This window comes from Bacillus sp. GS3m_15504 (genome assembly GCF_055825275.1).
Genome location: NZ_JBVVNL010000001.1, coordinates 2876026 through 2893243, shown reverse-complemented (window position 1 = coordinate 2893243; position 17218 = coordinate 2876026). Strand labels below are relative to the sequence as shown.

The following is a 17218-nucleotide window of genomic DNA, read 5'->3' as shown; positions in this document are numbered from 1 at the left end:
TATATATAAATAAGGAGGTGATTGGTAATGGCTAGAAATCGTAATTCTAATCAATTAGCATCACATGGAGCACAAGCGGCTTTAGATCAAATGAAATATGAAATTGCACAAGAGTTTGGTGTACAACTTGGCGCTGATACTTCTTCACGTGCAAACGGTTCTGTAGGCGGTGAAATTACAAAACGCCTAGTAGCGATGGCAGAACAACAACTTGGTGGCGGTTATACTCGCTAATTGTAGAAGGTTATAGGAGAAAGGAAGGATTCTTCCTTTCTTTTTTTTTCAATTAATTGGTATGGATATATTGTGAACTGGATTCAAAGAATAGGAATAATACTATGTTTTCCCCAATTTCTTTTGTTGTGAATGGGAAGTAGTAAAGATGTAATAGCCCTGGTGGAATGAAAAATTACGTTCCAGCAGGGCTATTACATGGTAAGAAATATATGATGAAAGGTTTCGAAGCCAACATGTTAAAAAAAGAAAACTGTTGTTTAATTGCGCTTGCATCAGTTCCACTTGTTATGACATTAGGGAATTCAATGCTCATTCCAATCCTGCCGACAATTGGAAAAAAATTACATATTTCATCGTTTCAAGTATCCATGATTATTACAATTTACTCTATCGTAGCCATTCTACTTATACCGATTGCTGGTTATTTATCAGATCGATGGGGGAGAAAGATGGTAATGGTTCCGAGTTTGCTGATTGCGGCCATAGGAGGAGCGATAACTGGTTGGGTATCTTGGAAAGTTGATAATCCCTACACTTGGATATTGATTGGTAGAGCGATTCAAGGTATTGGTGCTGCTGGTGCAATGCCAGTTGTTATACCGTGTGTTGGTGATTTATACAAGGATGAAAAACAAGTTAGTACAGGTTTAGGAATCATAGAAACATCCAATACATTTGGGAAAGTGTTGAGCCCTATTTTAGGATCTGCTCTTGCTGCCATTGTATGGTTTTTACCATTTTGGGCGATTCCAGTTTTATGCATAGTATCAATTGTTTTATTACTTGTTCTAGTAAAGGCAAAGAAACAAGAAGGAGAAGTACCGCCACTTAAAGAGTTTATCAAATCTATTGTCGCTACGTTTCGAGAAAAGGGAAGATGGTTGATTGCCATTTTTGCATTAGGTGCAATTATTATGCTTATTTTATTCGGAATTCTCTTTTATTTGTCAACTATATTGGAATCAAAGTATGACATTCATGGTATATGGAAAGGGTGTGTACTTGCGATTCCGTTACTTGTACTGTCACTTAGTTCATATATGGCTGGTAAAAAAATTGGAGATAATCAAAATGTGATGAAGAAGTGTATTTATATTGGTTTTTTAATGGCTGCTACATCAGTTATCATTCCTTTATTTATAAAAGGGATTTATTTACTACTTCTTTGTCTCGTTATTATGGGGATAGGAATTGGTATGGCACTCCCATGTTTAGATGCTCTCATTACACAAGGGATTGAAAAGGAGCAAAGGGGAACGGTTACGTCATTTTATAGTTCTATGCGATTTATCGGTGTAGCAGCTGGACCGCCTCTATACTCTTTTTTCATGAAAGGTACTGACCATGAAGTGTTTTATTTAACAAGTATTTTCGCTGCTATCGGTGCTGTTATAGCGATCATTTGGATTAAACCAGCAAAAGATGCAAAGAACGTAAAACAGAAACCGGAACCTACTTCATAATTTGAAAGAGAATTGCATGATGTTTTCAGTAACATGCAATTCTCTTTCGTTCACTAAGAATAAATAACTTGTTTTAACATATAAAGTGCAACACCCCATATGATGAGACCAGAGAATTTATTTAATAATACGATTGTCTTTCCGGTTGAGTCTAGTCTTTTTAGAAATTTCCCCGCTACAGCTAAGCTTATAAACCAAATCCAAGAAACGATAATAGTTGCAAGTGTGAAAGCCCATTTTTCATTTCCTATGTATTGAATAGAATTGGTTCCAATTACACCGATTGTATCTAAAATTGCATGTGGATTTAATAAAGAAACCGATGCGGCGAAAAGGATTTGCTTTTTTAAGGGCATACTTTTTTCTTGTTTTACATCGTTGGAAGGGTTACTTCTCCAAATAACAAAGCCCATGTATAGGAGAAAGAAAAATCCAATTATATATAGCGAGTTAGTTAGCCAAGAAAAAGTAAGGAGTACAAGGGAGACACCTTGTACCGCTATCAATATGAGTAACGTATCACATATAGAGGCAGTTAATACTACAGGGGCTGCTCTCCAAATATTTGGTTGGCTCGCACCTTGGTTAAAGACGAAAACATTTTGGACGCCTAATGGAATGATAAGACCAAATGCAAGAATGATACCATGAATAATTGCCTCACTCATCATATTATCTCCTATTTAAATTTATTATGATAGTGTATATTGTATAGAAGAAATGAAAATTTGTATTCATATTCATACGCAACATTAGAAGAAATTGAAATAGGTATAAAAAAACTTGCACAATTAATGAAAAAGTAAGAGGAGAAAGTAATGAAACAATATGTAATTTGCCAAATTATCAATGGAGAAAAATATTTAGCTGCTTATGCGGAGACGAAGCAGGAGGCGATTGAAAAAGCAGAATTGTTAGGATTACGAACGGGAAATCGATACACAGTTATTACTGCGGAGGAAGCTGACGGTTTAACGTATCCGTAAGCAACGTATAATAAATTACGCAGGAAGTAAATAAGCCTAGTAATATATAATATTACTAGGCTTATTTTTTTGAAAGCGTTACGTGTGCTCATATGAAAAATAATAGTATTATGAGTCAAGTTGACGGAAATACCGATTTGTTTTTCGATTATGATTTCCGTTTCTATATTCATTAATATATTGTCTGAAATTCCATGATTGTAAAAACTTATTTGCGGCGTTATATCCAGAATTGTATAGCCACTCTTTTTCTTCTATTGTTAACTCAAAGTTTGTACTAGTAATGGCCCCAGTTGGAATTGTAATTGTTCTTGCTTTTGATTCTTTGTCTAAATGACGTAAATCATGGGCTTGCATCATTGTTTTAAATAGTCCTTTGAACATGGAGATAGGCTCGTTATAGTGAGCAGGGTCAGCTTGGATATCATCTTTTACGAAATGAAATCCAAAAGTTGGCCAGCGAGGAGAGGTAGGTGAATCGAAAATCCAAATTGGATAATTACTTAAAATCCCTCCATCAACCATATAACAAGGTTGTTTCCATTTTGGGGTTCGCCATTTTACCGGCTCAAAAAAGAAGGGGATTGTACTACTCATTCTTACAGCCTTCGCAATAGAGAAGCGATAATTTAAAAATCCGTAGTTCGGTAAGTCATCAGGAAAGATAACCATTTTACCATTACTTATATCAGAAGCGATAATTTTAAGCTTATTTAAATCAGGTAAATCTGTAAATAAGTGAACTCCTTTTTTTCGAAGTAATTCTTCAATCCATTCTTCGATAAAAATATTAGAGTAAATACCAAGAGTAGTCCATGCGCTTAATCCTTTTCCAATAAACGGGATTCTGTCAATAAAGGTTCTCTTCGTAAATTTATCATAATCAATATTTGTTATAATCGTTTTTAGCTCTGAGCAAGAGTATCCTGCTGCTAGGAGCGCAGCGATGATTGAACCAGCTGATGTTCCAGCTACACGTTCCCATTCATAGCCTTTTTCAGCTAACGCACAAATTGCTCCTACATGCGCAATTCCGCGTACACCGCCTCCTTCAAAAACACCATCAATTTTCATCAATTCTACTTCCTTTCACATAAAAAATTTGAAAATGGCAAAAAAGCACGTATTGTACGTGCTTTTTTACAATAGTTTTTAAATTTACTAGCAGCCTACAAAGCCGCCCCAACAGCTAGCTCCGATGATGATTAGAAGGATGAATAAAACGATTAATAAAGCGAAACCTCCATAACCACAACCGCCGCCACCATATCCGTAACCACAGCAACTATATCCGTAACCCATGTGGAATTCCTCCTTAAATTAAAAATAAAAATGAATGAGGGGAAAATGTACTGGAAGAAATAATGAACTATCGTGTTTGTAGGAACAATGTATACTATGCTTTTTTTAACTTGTTCGCGTATGGAGGATGAGCCCGTTTTTTTGGAGGCTTGTTGTTTTTACAAAGAATGGAGTATAATTTTTGTGCGATGATACAAATAAGTATGTAAATATAAGGAGAATGTATGAATAAACAAATTGAAGTTTTAATTGATAAATATGGGCTGACACATTTAAAAGAGGAACTTATTAGCACTGTATTTCCTTGTGTGAAAGTTGTGCCAAAGCAGGAGGAAACTGTTGCGATAGGTAGTTCGAAAATGGGAGGAATTCCTGATTTGCCATGTGCATTTGAATACCCAATGCACAAAGGAAATCCGTTACAGTTTATCGCTCAATTTAATTTAAATGATTTACAAAATATTGGTATGAATCACGATCTTCCTAAGACGGGGATGTTATATTTCTTTACCGTGGAAAATTACTTTGAAGAAGATGTGAATCCAACTGGAGCGGGGCGTGTGCTTTATTATGATGTTCCTGTAGAGCAATTACGAAGAGCAGATGAATTGCAAACGAATTATAACCAGTGTGCAATTACTTTTGAATTAACGTATAAATTGCCAGAGCTTTTCATTGAAGATGAGGCTGATTCAGACCGTTTCTTGCAATTACTTGAAGAGCTAATCCCAGACAACTATGATAACCATCAAATGTTTGGTGAGCCATTCTCTGTACAAGATGAGGTATTGTACGAGACTGGACAATATATGGACATAGATCCGCAGCAAATGACGCTTTTATTCCAAATTGATTCAGATACTAAAAATTGTAATATGATGTGGGGAGATTTAGGAATGCTTTATTTCTGTATTGGAAATGAAGACTTGAAAAATCGACGTTTTGAAAACTCATGTTGTGTATTACAAACTTGTTAATGAAGAAGGTTGTTCTTGTAAAAAGAACAACCTTTTTACAATGTTAAATATGCATAATCTCATATGACCTATACGAAAAAGTATTGTATACTCTGAAACTATACGATACTTTTTCGTATAGTTATAGAATATAAGGAGTGACGAGATGGGAAAGACAAGTAAGTATGTGAGAGCTGCCGCACTTTGTTCAACTATAGTAATGGGGGGCTTACACGCGTCATCGGTATCTTATGCAGCTACGAATCCAACTGTAGCGACATCACAATCAGATGCAAAGTTGTTAAATGATTTCAAAAAAGAATTAAAAAAACAGATTGATAATCGAGAAGAAAATATTACAATCACATATAAAACAAAAGATAGAAATGCTAGAAATATTATGGATCAATTGTATGGCGAGTTTAATAAAATTGTAGATGCAGATGAGTATGTAAAATATAATGTAGCTTCTACTAGATATTCTATTAAAGGGTTACCAGGAAACTATACGTTTACACTGCAAGTGAAGTACCGTGAATCAAAAGAGCAAACACAATATGTAAAATCTCAGGCAAAAGCAATTATCGGATCGATTGTAAAACCAGGGATGGATGAGCATGAGAAAGTAAAAGCTATTCATGATTACGTTGTAAAACATGTATCGTATGACACGTCGTATCAAGCATATACAGCATATGAAGCGTTAGCGAATCGCTCTGCTGTGTGCCAAGGATATACGTTATTAACATATGAATTACTAAAAGAAGCAGGTATCCAAAACCATATTGTAACAGGTACAGGAAATGGACAAGCTCATGCATGGAATTTAGTAAACATTGAAAACAAATGGTATCATCTTGATACGACATTCGATGATCCAGTACCAGATAAAGCTGGGCGCGTAACACATTCATATTTTAATATGTCTGACGAACAATTAAGTAAAGATCACGACTGGGATCGTAGTAAATATCCAGCAGCAACTACAAGCTACTTTAATGAATTAACAAACAAAATAAAAGCTGGTAGTTCAAAAACAGCTACATATGAACAAATGTTAAAAGAAACAAATTTAAAATATTTGTCTGCGCAATACGGGGCAGACAATTACAGTGAATTTAAGAAAAAATTACAGCAACAATTCGCTTCTAAGCCAGAGAAGGTAGAAGTACGTTATAAGCAATCCATGGATGGAACAATGCAAGATATAAAGAAAGTGTTAAATGAAATAAACTGGCCAAAAGGTGCAAAGCGTGTATCTTATCAAGTAGCACCATATAGTGCTATGGCAGATTATTCATTAGCGACAATTACATTTACGTATTAATCGGTTAAAGAGAGCATCTGTAAAGGATGCTCTTTTTTTATATATTACCGCAAAAATCAGAATTATATGATAAAATGAAAGGAGGAAGGATGTGGAATCTAAATGAATTTGTTCGAGAGTGATATTTTTACATTGATATATACTTGTTTAGTAATCGGACTTATCGTTTTGTTTTTCCTATCATTTACTTTGTTCATTAAAAGAGTATTGCAAAGCAGTGCTGCAAAAAAACAACAAGTGATGCATATGAATCAGAAGCTAGATCGAATTATTGAATTGCTTGAAAAAGATAAGGAATAGCGATAAAAGAAGTATGAAAAGGGGAAAGAGAATGGCCAATTATATAAAAGAATTACGCGAAAAAGTAGGGCATGATTATGTTTTCTTAAACTTTGCTGGTGGTTGTGTATTTAATAAAGAAGGAGAAGTATTACTGCAAAAAAGAGGCGACTTTAACGCTTGGGGCTTTCCAGGGGGCGCAATGGAGATAGGAGAATCGGCTGCGGAAACTGCAATTCGAGAAATAAAAGAAGAAACCGGGTATGATGTAGAAATAAATGAACTTATTGGAGTGTATACAAAATATTTTCAATCATATCCAAATGGAGACAAGGCGCAGTCAATTGTGATGTGTTTTTCATGCTCAATAGTTGGAGGCGACAAAAAAGTAGATGGTGATGAAACGTTGGATTTGAAGTTTTTCCCGTTAGACGACATGCCACCGTTATTTTGTAAACAGCATGAAGATTGCCTGCAAGATTTATTGGAGAAAAGGGTAGGGGTATATCGTTAACATATAAAAAAGAAGCTAATGAGATTAGCTTCTTTTTTATGTGTTATTTATTTCCACCAATCATCAAACATTGAAGCTGGTACGTGTCTTTTATGTTCGCTTACTGTGTAACGTTTTTCGATTTTTTCTGCAACGTCAGATGGAACTGTTTTACCTTCTAAATAGTCATCAAGTTGATCATACGTAATACCTAACTCTGTTTCATCAGCTTGACCTGGTTTTTCATCTAATAGATCAGCTGTTGGCATTTTTAAGTAAAGTCGCTCGTCCGCACCTAATTCTTGTAATAGAGCGCGTCCTTGGCGTTTCGTTAATCCCGTTAATGGTAATAGGTCTGCACCACCATCTCCGAATTTTGTAAAGAATCCTGTTACAGCTTCTGCAGCGTGATCTGTTCCGATAACAAGGAGCCCTTTTTGTCCACCGATTGCATATTGTGTAACCATGCGGATACGTGCTTTCACGTTACCTTTATTGAAATCTGTTAACGATTCATCTAATAAGTTTTCGTATTGATTTGAGAAAGCATCAACAGTTGAAGCGATATCAAATGCAACAGATTGATCAGCTTGAATAAATTGTAATGCTAATTGCGCATCATCTTCGTCTTTTTGCACTTTATAAGGAAGGCGCACGGCGATAAACGTTGCGTTACCACCTTCATTACGAATTTCCTCCACTGCAAGCTGAGCTAAACGTCCAGCTAATGTAGAGTCTTGTCCGCCACTAATTCCAAGTACAAATCCTTTCGCACCTGTTTTTTTTACATAATCTTTTAAGAAATCAACACGTTTACGGATTTCTGCTTTCGGATCAATTACAGGTTGAACGTGTAATGCTTTCATAATCTGTTCTTGCAATGTCATTATGTTTTCCTCCTATTCATATTAAAGCGATAAATAAGTTTATATGTATATTGGTACATACTTCTATCCTTTATTATTTCGCAAAATTAACGAATATACAATAGGATGTGTGTATGAATATGAATGTAGTCATTATAATGAAACTGCATCGTTTAAGCAATTTTTTTGAAACCTTTCAATAATGTAAGGTTTTTGTCATTTGAATCGATGGAAGGTATTTCCGTACTTTACTAATATAAGAACATAGTTAGTAGAAGGGCGGAGAAGTAATATGAATATTAGAGAACTCGCATATCGGAATGTGACGCGAAATAGACGAACATATTCAGCATATTTTTTAAGTAGTGCATTTGCTATTATGGCCTTTTTTGTTTATTCGTTTTTTGCGTTTCATCCGGCATTAAGCGCTGGAGAATTGGGACGATATGTGTTCGTAAGTATGTCTTTTGCACAGTCCATTATTTACTTATTTACATTTTTCTTTATTTTATATTCGATGGGAATGTTTTTAAAAACGAGAAAGCGTGAATTAGGAATTTTAATGATGTTAGGTATGACGAAATATCAATTAAAGCGTCTTATCTTTTTTGAAAATATTATGATTGGAATAGGGGCAATTATTTTTGGGATACTTGCTGGAATGCTATTTTCCGGAATATTAATATTTATAGCTCCAATGATATTAAAGTTAGATATTTCATTACCCTATTACCTTCCAATGAAAGCTATTGTTGTAACGAGTATTATGTTTTTCGTATTATTTATGATCATTTCATTGTTTAGTGCAGGAATGATTCGAAAAAATAAAATTATGAAATTGTTTAGAGGATCAGCAGAAGCGAAGCCAGAACCGAAAGCATCCATTATTTCTTCTATATTAGCAGTTATATTGCTTTGTGCCGGATATGCAGGAGCGCTTATGTCACACGGTGCAATGGTATTTTTCATGATGATCCCTGTTACAACGGTAGTCATTATTGGTACGTATTTGCTGTACAAGCAGTTGAGTGTTTTTATTATTAGATTATGTAAAAAAAGTAAACGTTTTTATTGGACACAGACAAATATTATTACGTTGTCAGATTTAGCTTACCGTATGAGGGATAACGCAAGAATGTTCTTTATTGTAACGATAATTTCAACTGTAGCATTTTCAGCAATAGGTACATTAGTTGGCTTTACATCAATGACAAAGAAGATTATGGAGAAGCCAATTGCATTTCATTATCACTCCAAGCAAGGAAATAGTAATGAATTACAGCATTTGAAGATGATTGACGAAGGATTAAAGAAACATAGTATAGAGGCTTCAAAAACTAATATTTCGACGAAGAAAACGGAGGAGCAGTCGTTAAGAAGCGCCACTTTTATAAAGGAATCAGACTATAAGAAATATGCAAAGTTAACAGGAGAATCCTTTCATGTAGTATCTAAAAAAGAAGTTTTATTTTTGTCAGTCGATATACCGGGACCACCGATGAAAGAAAGAAAAGAAATTACGTTGCCACATTTGAATGAACCTTTAAAAGTGAAAAAAGTTAATACTTCTTCATTAAGTAAAATAATAAGAGGTAACGTTTATGTAATCTCTAACAAGCAGTATGATGCATTACAAGATGGATTTAAAGAGGAAAAAAATTATGTATACAAAACAGAAGGAACGAAAGATGAAATTGAGGTTGGTAAAGAACTAACACATCAGATGAAACCTTATGAAGAACATGCAACGTTTAGTGCAGAAGAGTACGCACAAAACCAAAGTTTACAAATTGCAGGACCAATTCTATTTGTAGGTTTCTTTATCGGTATTGTATTTTTCGTATGTGCAGGAAGCTTCCTTTATTTCCGTTTGTTTTCTGATTTGGAGGATGATACTCGTTTGTTTGAAATGATTCGAAAAGTAGGCTTAACGAGCGGAGAATTATCGAAAGTAGTTACAATCCGATTGGGACTTTTATTCTTTGTTCCAATAGGTGTTGCAACATTACACGGGGCAGTAGCGTTAACTGCACTCGGGCAGATGTTTGAGTACTCACTATTTAAAGAAAATACGATTGTATTAAGTATTTTCGTAGGAATTCAAGTTGTATATTTCTTACTGATTCGATCTCGTTATTTAAAACAATTGAAAGAGAGATTATATATTCGTTAAATGTGTTTTTTTAACTTGAGTACAAAATTTTCTAAAAAGAGGAAGGTATTACCAAAAAGTGATAAAATGGAAAAAGCGAGGTGGAAAATTTAATAAAAAGTAAGGGAGGAAGTAATATGAAAGCAACAGGAGTTATTCGAAAAGTAGACGAATTAGGACGAATTGTTATTCCTAAAGAATTACGTGATGTATTGGGAATACAAATCAAATCACCGCTTGAAATTTTCGTAGAAGAAGACAAAGTCATTTTACAAAAATATCAACCTTACAATGCTTGTCAAATAACAGGTGATGTTTCAAATCAAAACATATCATTAGCAAATGGAAACATTACTGTTAGTATAGATGGAGCGAAATATTTAATAAAAGAAATAGAGAAGTTTTTAAACAAGAGTGAGGTTTAGTCTTAATTTATATTATTTTAAAAATTTCATATCATTCTTTAAAGACAATAAAAGGACCAATTTAGTGGTCCTTTTATTTTGGTTATTGGTTGTACCAATCGGATTTTTGGTGTCTACAAATTACGAGATAAATAAAAGAGTAGTATAAATTTCGTAAGCCTTATTGAGAAATATTTTTAAGGAAGGAAAACGAAACAACTAAAACGAATGTTACATGTAAGCATTTTCAAAAGTGGTCTGAAATGAAAATAATATATTTTCAGGAGGGATTACGATGAACAGTAGTACAGTGAATAAACAAAAAGGTATACAATTGATTCCTTTTACAGTAGATAAGGTAGTTGAACAAGTAAATGAAATTCCACCAGGTGTACAACTCATTCATGCTCCACAAGTATGGGAGAAGAGTGCCAAAGGAAAAGATATTGTTGTTGCCGTATTAGATACAGGGTGTGATATGAATCATATAGATTTAAAGGATCGTATTATCGGCGGAAGAAATTTCACGAAAGATTACGAAGGAGATCCAAATATATATCTTGATAATAACGGACACGGTACTCATGTAGCGGGGACAATTGCAGCGACTGAAAATAGTGTAGGTGTTTTAGGGGTCGCACCACTCGCTAAAATGTTAGTGTTAAAGGTTTTAGCAGGAGATGGTTCTGGAAGTTATGAGCAAATTATTGAGGCAATTCATTATGCTGTAAATTGGAGAGGACCTAATAAAGAAAGAGTTAGAGTCATTTCCATGTCACTTGGTGGCCCACAAGACGTTCCAGAATTACATGAGGCAATTCAAAATGCGGTAAAGCAAGATGTTCTCGTCGTATGTGCTGCTGGAAATAATGGAGATTGTAATGATAATACGGAGGAACTAGATTTCCCAGGTGCATACTCAGAAGTAATTGAAGTCGGTGCCGTCAATTTAGAGCGGAAAATCGCATGTTTTAGTAATTCAAATCAAGAAATTGATTTAGTGGCACCAGGCGATGGAATATTATCTACGTATCCTGAGGGGAAATATGCGGTATTAAGTGGAACTTCTATGGCCACACCGCATGTCGCTGGAGCGCTGGCATTGCTCATAAAGCAGTGTGAAAGGGAATATGGTAGAAAGTTATCAGAACCAGAAATATATGCACAACTTATTAAAAGAACTGTACCTTTAGGATATGAACGTACATCTGAAGGGAATGGATTAATAGATTTATTGAAAGAATAACAATTACTAAAAAACATCTCATATTTTTATGAGATGTTTTTTAGTATGGTTCTGTTGCATGTATTATGACATCTAATAAACCGGGGAATCTAGCATTTAAGTCATCTTCACGAATTGAAATGAAGCGTTGTGTGCCTTCAAGGCGTGTATACATAACACCAGATTCACGTAATACTTTGAAATGGTGAGATAAAGTTGATTTCGCAATTGGAATATTTAACGCACCACAAGATTGTTCATTTTTCTCTAGTAGCATAGTTACAATTTGTAAACGAATTTGATCACTAAGTGCATATAAAATAGAAGAAAATTGAATTTCTTCTCGATTTGGATGATAGAGAGTACGCATTTTTTCACCTGCTCGTATAAGTTATTATATTTGCACTATAACATATAAAGTGGTATATTTCTATTGTTCGAATATATTCGAACAATAGAAATATAGGGGGAGAAAAAATGAAGTATACAAAATTGCAAAAGGCAGGACTACATATTTCAAAGTTGGGGTTAGGAACAAATGCTGTAGGGGGGCATAATTTATATGCTGATGTGAATGAGGAAGAAGGAAAACAATTAATAGAAGAAGCTATGGGGCAAGGGATTACATTTTTTGATACAGCAGATTCATACGGTTTCGGTAGATCAGAGGAATTAGTAGGAGAAGTATTGAAAGGAAAACGCCACGAAATTGTACTTGCTACAAAAGGTGGAATACAGCCGCTATTAAATGGAGAGGTGTATATAAATAATGAACGAAGCTATTTAAGAAATGCTGTGGAAAATAGCTTACGAAGATTACAAACTGATTATATTGATTTATATTATTTACATTTTACAAATCCAGAAACAAGTTATATAGATTCAATTGGAGAACTTACTCGCCTAAAAGAAGAAGGGAAAATTCGTTCAATTGGAATATCTAACGTAAACGTAGAGCAATTAAAAGAAGCGAATCAGCACGGACACATAGATGTTGTACAATCACCGTATAATATGTTGGATCGTACTGCAGGGGAAGAACTTTTGCCATATTGTATAGAATCAGGTATTTCATTTATCCCTTACGGGCCTCTTGCTTTTGGGATATTAGGTGGTAAATATACAGAAGATTTTAAATTGAACGAAGGAGACTGGCGTCAAAGTGTAAATCTATTTGAAGAAAATACATATAAGAGTAACTTTAAAAAAGTTGAGAAGTTAAAAGGCGTAGCTAAAGAAGAGGCTGTCGAAGTATCGCATTTAGCATTAGCATGGCTATTAAATAAAAAAGGAATTGATACTGTTATTCCTGGTGGGAAAAGAGCGGAGCAAATAAGAGAAAGTGTAAGAGCTGTGGAAGTTTCATTGAATGAAAATGTCATGAAAGAGATTGAATCTATTTTAGAAGATTAGTTGAAGGAGGGATAGTTCCCTTTTTTTATATAAAAGGAGAAGATTTAAATGAAAAGAGTACTAGCTGTATTCTTTACAATCATGTTTATGATCGGTACAGATACTTTCTTAATTTCACCACTTTTACCCACATTACAACAGGTGTATCATATTTCAACTGAGTTGTCAGGGTGGATGGTGAGTTCATATGCTTTAGGATATGCTGCATTTGCACTTATCGCTGGTCCTATATCAGATAGTATAAACAGAAAAAAAGTGATGGTAATAGGAATGAGTTTTTTTGCGTTAAGTACGTTTTTATGTGGAATTGCACCGAGTTTTCTATGGATGTTAATATTTAGATTTTTAGCAGGTGTAAGTGCAGCCTTTGTATCTCCACAAGTGTGGGCATCTATTCCACTGCTTATAGAGAAGGAACAAATTGTAAAGGCAATTGGGATTGCAACAGCAGGATTGTCACTCTCTCAAATTTTAGGACTGCCAGTTGGATCATATTTAGCAATGATACACTATACAACACCATTCTTCATCATTGGTATATTATCAGCACTACTTGTTATTCTTATTTATGGAGTATTACCAGAAATACAACCGGTTCATATAAGGGAAAATAAAACAAATATCTTAAAGCGCTATAAACAATTACTTTCAGATTCTAAGGTTTCACTTTCTTATTTTGCATATTTTGTTTTTCAAACTGGTAATTTTGCTGCATTTTCATTCTTCGGTGTGTGGCTGTCTATTCAATTTGGCTTGCAAATTCATGAAATAGGCACAGCTATGCTCGTATTAGGATTAGGAAATTTAACTGGTAATATTTTTGGACATAGAATCGTAAATAAAATTGGTTATAACCTTTCATTCTATGGTGGAATTATATTTATAGCAGTTCTATATGCATCACTTCCTCATGTAAACAACATTATAATTGTGGAGTTATTATTCTTTGTTTTGTTTTTTGTGACAGGAATTTTGTTTGTATTAATGATGAGGCACTTACAAAACATATCTATCGTAGCAAGAGGAACAGGAGCGGCTCTAGCTAATGCTTCTATGTATATTGGTCAAATGATTGGAGCGGCAATAGCAGGAATGTTATTTGCAGCATCTCACAACTTTATATTTGTAGGTAGTTTTACTGCGTTATTATATATTTTAGCTTTATTTCTGTTTAGAAAAAGTGAAAAACTAACTGAGAATCGTGAAACAGGAATTGCGTCATAAAGTCTTTACAAATAAAAAAGAGCCCAAAAATAAAAATCCCTATAAAGATAGGGATTAATATATCGGCATATAGTTCCTTGGAAAAGGATATACTGAGTATAACATATAGGACTACTTATAATTGTGAAATAGATGTGAAAGTAATGTGAAAAATAACATAATAAAAAGCACTGTTTTAGCTAATGAACTAAAACAGTGCTTTTCTCTTTGATTGAACAGTTGCTGCATTTTCATCATGTATGCCTGCATCTTTAATAATTCGTTGTTTAGCTTTATTTAATAGATGGTTTACTGCTTCTCCAAAATAGTTAGCTTCGCTTTTTGTGCGGGCTTCTCGTAAACATTTATAGTTTTCTAGCAGTTCCTCTTTTTCAGTGTCTGTTAAGAAATCTTCTATTTTCTTTTTTGTCATACGAAACACCCTTTCTTCTGACAAACGACGCAATAGAAAATATTTATTGTTTATTATAGCAATAATTTTCAAAAAAAGTATAGACTAACGTCGCAATAATTTGTCAATTTCTTGAATCTTCTCATCAGCTTTCCCGATTTGCGTATTTTTAGCCTGTTCGCCACCAAGAGCTTGATGTAGTAAAAAAGTCTGACCGGAAATAGCAGTCACAATGGATACTTTAATAATTTCTTTTATTAAGGTGACATCAAATAAAACGAGTCCAAGAAGTGCAGCTAGACTACCAGTGAAAATATCAGTCAAAAACCCAAAGTGAAAAAAAGTCTTCAAACGGCGTGGAAGCAATAACTTACCTTGGTTATTGATTAGATGGGAAACGAAACCGGTGATGCCACCAACGAGTATAGCAGTTAGCCATTGATACATTTCCATCGAATCCACTCCTTTTAGTGAATAAGATTCGATTATTTTATATTGATTCCTTTTAATATTTCATAGAAGCATATTGAGAAAGTTTGTTTGGGGGTATTACGGATTCAATTTAATTATAACAGAAAAATCTGATATATATGAGTCTATTATATGAAGCTGTTATTCCTTAATATGAATACAGAAAGGGGTGCGTGATATGAATATAGATTACCGAATAAGAAGTGTGGATGGTTATACAAAACATATAGGGGAATTAGTAAGCATGCTGGAGCATACGAGGGCTGTAACATTACAGGAAATAAACAATCTATCAGTTGAGCAATTAGATTCAATTATGCCAAGTGGAGGGAATTCCATCGGAGCTTTATTAAAGCATATTGCAGCTATTGAAAAAGCACATCAGCTTATTTCATTTGAAGAGCGTGACTTTACAAAGGAAGAATTAGAAATATGGGAAGACGCACTGTATTTAGGGGAATCGGGGAGAACGATTCGCGGACATGAAATACAGTATTATGTACAACTTTTGCAAAAAGTTCGAGAAGAATCCCTGAAGTATTTGAGTAAACAAGATGATGCATGGCTAATGTCAGAAAGAAAGTGGCCTAACGGTGTAGCGCATAACCAGTACTATTTGTGGTTTCACGTGCTAGAAGATGAGATTAGTCACCGTGGGCAAATTAGAATGATGAAAAATAAATTATTTGAAAATTACGTTAAATGAGGTAGCTTTTTAAATAAATATTCCATATAATGAGAGTAATTAAAATGAGAACGGGGTGATGTATTATGGCGAAAATAACTTATATGAATCATAAACCAAATACAAAGGTGGATGGAAAGGGCGATACTATATAAGTGAGCGCACGATCCTTCCGCTTATACACTAGGGAGGATATCAATTTGAATCAAAATATTTTAGAATCGTTCGGCTGGGATTCTTTTTTTGAGGAACAAGCTGTAGAGAACTTTGAAGTAGGGCGTATTTTACTCGAGCATAAGCATATATATCGAATTATTTGTAATGATGGTGAATATATGGCAGAGCTGTCTGGTAAGTTTCGGCATGAAGCAGTAACGAAGGGTGATTATCCAGCGGTTGGTGATTGGGTGTATATAAAGAAAATAGAGAATGAAAAGAAGGCAATTATTCATCGTATTTTTCCTAGAAGAAGCTCTTTTTCTAGGCAAGAGGCTGGTACTCGAACGGAAGAACAAGTAATAGCAGCAAATGTAGATTATCTATTTTTAGTGAATGCACTGAACCATGATTTTAACGTAAGAAGAATAGAACGTTATTTACTATTAGCATATGAAAGTGGTGCAATGCCAGTTATTGTTTTAACAAAGAGTAGCTTATGTGAAGACGTGGAACAGAAAATTGTAGAAACAGAAGCTGTAGCAATTGGTGTTCCGATCTTCGTCGTTGATAGTTTAGAGCATACTGGTATTGAATCGTTGCAACAATTTGTTACTTCAGGAAAAACAATTGCTTTAGTCGGTTCATCCGGGGTTGGAAAATCTACTTTATTAAATGCACTCATTGGAATTGAAGTAGCAAAAACGGGTGATATTCGTGAGGAAGATAGTAAAGGAAGACATACGACAACTCATCGTGAATTGTTCCGATTACCGAGTGGTAGTTTAGTTATTGATACTCCTGGTATGAGGGAGCTACAGCTTTGGGAAGGAAGCGATGCGATTCAAACAACATTTTCTGATATTGAAGAACTAGCAAAAACGTGCCGTTTTAGGGACTGCAAGCATGAAAATGAGCCAGGGTGTGCAGTGCATAAGGCAATTGATAACGGAATTATTACGATAAATCGTTTGCAAAGTTATAAAAAATTACAAAGAGAACTAGCCTATTTTATGAGAAAACAAGATGCTGTTCTTGCAAGAGCAGAGCGTGATAAGTGGAAAAAGATTTCTAAACAGCATAAAAAAATGTGAAAAGTCAAAGGGTGATTCCCTTTGGCTTTTTGTATTTGTAAATTTTATAATAATATTATTCATATATATGGACAAAGAGAAATTAATTGTTTAA

Annotated in this window: 21 protein-coding genes; 14 read left to right on the top strand and 7 right to left on the bottom strand. The window is 34.4% G+C overall.

Features of this window, described 5'->3' with window-relative positions; translation table 11 throughout:
* The first annotated feature begins 27 nt into the window (after positions 1 to 27).
* Together AC0L0O_RS15290 and AC0L0O_RS15285 are read left to right on the top strand one after the other, a co-directional pair.
* Positions 28 to 234 carry an alpha/beta-type small acid-soluble spore protein gene (locus AC0L0O_RS15290; protein WP_000113545.1) on the top strand — a complete coding sequence of 69 codons (207 nt, stop codon included), beginning with the start codon at positions 28 to 30 and terminating at the stop codon, positions 232 to 234.
* 236 nt (positions 235 to 470) lie between these two features.
* A complete protein-coding gene (locus AC0L0O_RS15285; protein WP_473785925.1) occupies positions 471 to 1700 on the top strand; it encodes an MFS transporter in 1230 nt (409 codons plus the stop codon).
* 53 nt (positions 1701 to 1753) lie between these two features.
* Here AC0L0O_RS15285 and AC0L0O_RS15280 read toward each other — a convergent pair whose 3' ends face one another.
* A complete protein-coding gene (locus AC0L0O_RS15280) occupies positions 1754 to 2368 on the bottom strand; it encodes a LysE/ArgO family amino acid transporter (RefSeq protein WP_001287296.1) in 615 nt (204 codons plus the stop codon).
* A gap of 150 nt (positions 2369 to 2518) precedes the next feature.
* Between AC0L0O_RS15280 and AC0L0O_RS15275 the strand changes: the two genes are divergently transcribed.
* Positions 2519 to 2686, top strand: coding sequence for a DUF3933 family protein (locus AC0L0O_RS15275; protein WP_000816382.1), 168 nt, complete (start codon positions 2519 to 2521; stop codon positions 2684 to 2686).
* Between the two features lie 108 nt (positions 2687 to 2794).
* Here AC0L0O_RS15275 and AC0L0O_RS15270 read toward each other — a convergent pair whose 3' ends face one another.
* A complete protein-coding gene (locus tag AC0L0O_RS15270; protein ID WP_000686814.1) occupies positions 2795 to 3760 on the bottom strand; it encodes a patatin-like phospholipase family protein in 966 nt (321 codons plus the stop codon).
* 87 nt (positions 3761 to 3847) lie between these two features.
* Positions 3848 to 3988, bottom strand: coding sequence for a YjcZ family sporulation protein (locus AC0L0O_RS15265; protein WP_000540419.1), 141 nt, complete (start codon positions 3986 to 3988; stop codon positions 3848 to 3850).
* A 224-nt stretch (positions 3989 to 4212) separates the two neighbouring features.
* On the opposite strand from AC0L0O_RS15265, the gene AC0L0O_RS15260 reads away from it, so the two are divergent.
* The 4 genes from AC0L0O_RS15260 (at position 4213) to AC0L0O_RS15245 (ending at position 7064) form a co-directional block, all read left to right on the top strand.
* A complete protein-coding gene (locus AC0L0O_RS15260) occupies positions 4213 to 4965 on the top strand; it encodes a YwqG family protein (protein ID WP_473785847.1) in 753 nt (250 codons plus the stop codon).
* 145 nt (positions 4966 to 5110) lie between these two features.
* Positions 5111 to 6271: a transglutaminase domain-containing protein gene (locus AC0L0O_RS15255; protein WP_000520822.1), complete on the top strand. Its 1161-nt coding sequence runs from the start codon at positions 5111 to 5113 to the stop codon at positions 6269 to 6271.
* Between the two features lie 102 nt (positions 6272 to 6373).
* Positions 6374 to 6571, top strand: a complete 198-nt coding sequence (locus AC0L0O_RS15250; RefSeq protein WP_001048092.1) for a DUF4083 domain-containing protein — start codon at positions 6374 to 6376, stop codon at positions 6569 to 6571.
* A gap of 31 nt (positions 6572 to 6602) precedes the next feature.
* Positions 6603 to 7064 (top strand): NUDIX hydrolase, encoded by a 462-nt coding sequence (locus AC0L0O_RS15245; RefSeq protein ID WP_000024996.1) that lies wholly within the window; start codon positions 6603 to 6605, stop codon positions 7062 to 7064.
* Positions 7065 to 7111: 47 nt separating this feature from the next.
* Here the strand turns inward: AC0L0O_RS15245 and nadE are convergent, their stop codons facing one another.
* Positions 7112 to 7930: an ammonia-dependent NAD(+) synthetase gene (gene nadE, locus AC0L0O_RS15240; RefSeq protein ID WP_000174880.1), complete on the bottom strand. Its 819-nt coding sequence runs from the start codon at positions 7928 to 7930 to the stop codon at positions 7112 to 7114.
* 271 nt (positions 7931 to 8201) lie between these two features.
* Between nadE and AC0L0O_RS15235 the strand changes: the two genes are divergently transcribed.
* The 3 genes from AC0L0O_RS15235 (at position 8202) to AC0L0O_RS15225 (ending at position 11711) form a co-directional block, all read left to right on the top strand.
* Positions 8202 to 10082 (top strand): FtsX-like permease family protein, encoded by a 1881-nt coding sequence (locus tag AC0L0O_RS15235; RefSeq protein ID WP_001026017.1) that lies wholly within the window; start codon positions 8202 to 8204, stop codon positions 10080 to 10082.
* Positions 10083 to 10198: 116 nt separating this feature from the next.
* Positions 10199 to 10486 carry an AbrB/MazE/SpoVT family DNA-binding domain-containing protein gene (locus AC0L0O_RS15230; RefSeq protein WP_000648331.1) on the top strand — a complete coding sequence of 96 codons (288 nt, stop codon included), beginning with the start codon at positions 10199 to 10201 and terminating at the stop codon, positions 10484 to 10486.
* A 274-nt stretch (positions 10487 to 10760) separates the two neighbouring features.
* Positions 10761 to 11711, top strand: coding sequence for a serine protease (locus tag AC0L0O_RS15225; protein WP_001089082.1), 951 nt, complete (start codon positions 10761 to 10763; stop codon positions 11709 to 11711).
* 40 nt (positions 11712 to 11751) lie between these two features.
* On the opposite strand, the gene AC0L0O_RS15220 is transcribed toward AC0L0O_RS15225, so the two are convergent.
* On the bottom strand, positions 11752 to 12060 hold the full coding sequence (locus tag AC0L0O_RS15220; RefSeq protein WP_001259894.1) for an ArsR/SmtB family transcription factor: 309 nt from the start codon (positions 12058 to 12060) through the stop codon (positions 11752 to 11754).
* Between the two features lie 107 nt (positions 12061 to 12167).
* Here AC0L0O_RS15220 and AC0L0O_RS15215 point away from each other — a divergent pair, with 107 nt between their 5' ends.
* Both AC0L0O_RS15215 and AC0L0O_RS15210 read left to right on the top strand, forming a co-directional pair.
* Positions 12168 to 13103, top strand: a complete 936-nt coding sequence (locus AC0L0O_RS15215) for an aldo/keto reductase (RefSeq protein WP_000877936.1) — start codon at positions 12168 to 12170, stop codon at positions 13101 to 13103.
* A gap of 48 nt (positions 13104 to 13151) precedes the next feature.
* A complete protein-coding gene (locus AC0L0O_RS15210; protein ID WP_000832288.1) occupies positions 13152 to 14327 on the top strand; it encodes an MFS transporter in 1176 nt (391 codons plus the stop codon).
* 187 nt (positions 14328 to 14514) lie between these two features.
* Here the strand turns inward: AC0L0O_RS15210 and AC0L0O_RS15205 are convergent, their stop codons facing one another.
* Together AC0L0O_RS15205 and AC0L0O_RS15200 are read right to left on the bottom strand one after the other, a co-directional pair.
* Positions 14515 to 14739 (bottom strand): hypothetical protein, encoded by a 225-nt coding sequence (locus AC0L0O_RS15205; RefSeq protein ID WP_000162601.1) that lies wholly within the window; start codon positions 14737 to 14739, stop codon positions 14515 to 14517.
* Positions 14740 to 14823: 84 nt separating this feature from the next.
* On the bottom strand, positions 14824 to 15171 hold the full coding sequence (locus tag AC0L0O_RS15200) for a DUF4257 domain-containing protein (protein WP_000426313.1): 348 nt from the start codon (positions 15169 to 15171) through the stop codon (positions 14824 to 14826).
* 196 nt (positions 15172 to 15367) lie between these two features.
* Here AC0L0O_RS15200 and AC0L0O_RS15195 point away from each other — a divergent pair, with 196 nt between their 5' ends.
* Together AC0L0O_RS15195 and rsgA are read left to right on the top strand one after the other, a co-directional pair.
* Entirely contained in the window at positions 15368 to 15895 is a 528-nt protein-coding gene (locus tag AC0L0O_RS15195) for a DinB family protein (RefSeq protein ID WP_001018093.1), read from the top strand.
* Positions 15896 to 16074: 179 nt separating this feature from the next.
* Positions 16075 to 17124, top strand: coding sequence for a ribosome small subunit-dependent GTPase A (gene rsgA, locus AC0L0O_RS15190; RefSeq protein ID WP_001073056.1), 1050 nt, complete (start codon positions 16075 to 16077; stop codon positions 17122 to 17124).
* The last annotated feature ends 94 nt before the right edge of the window (positions 17125 to 17218 follow it).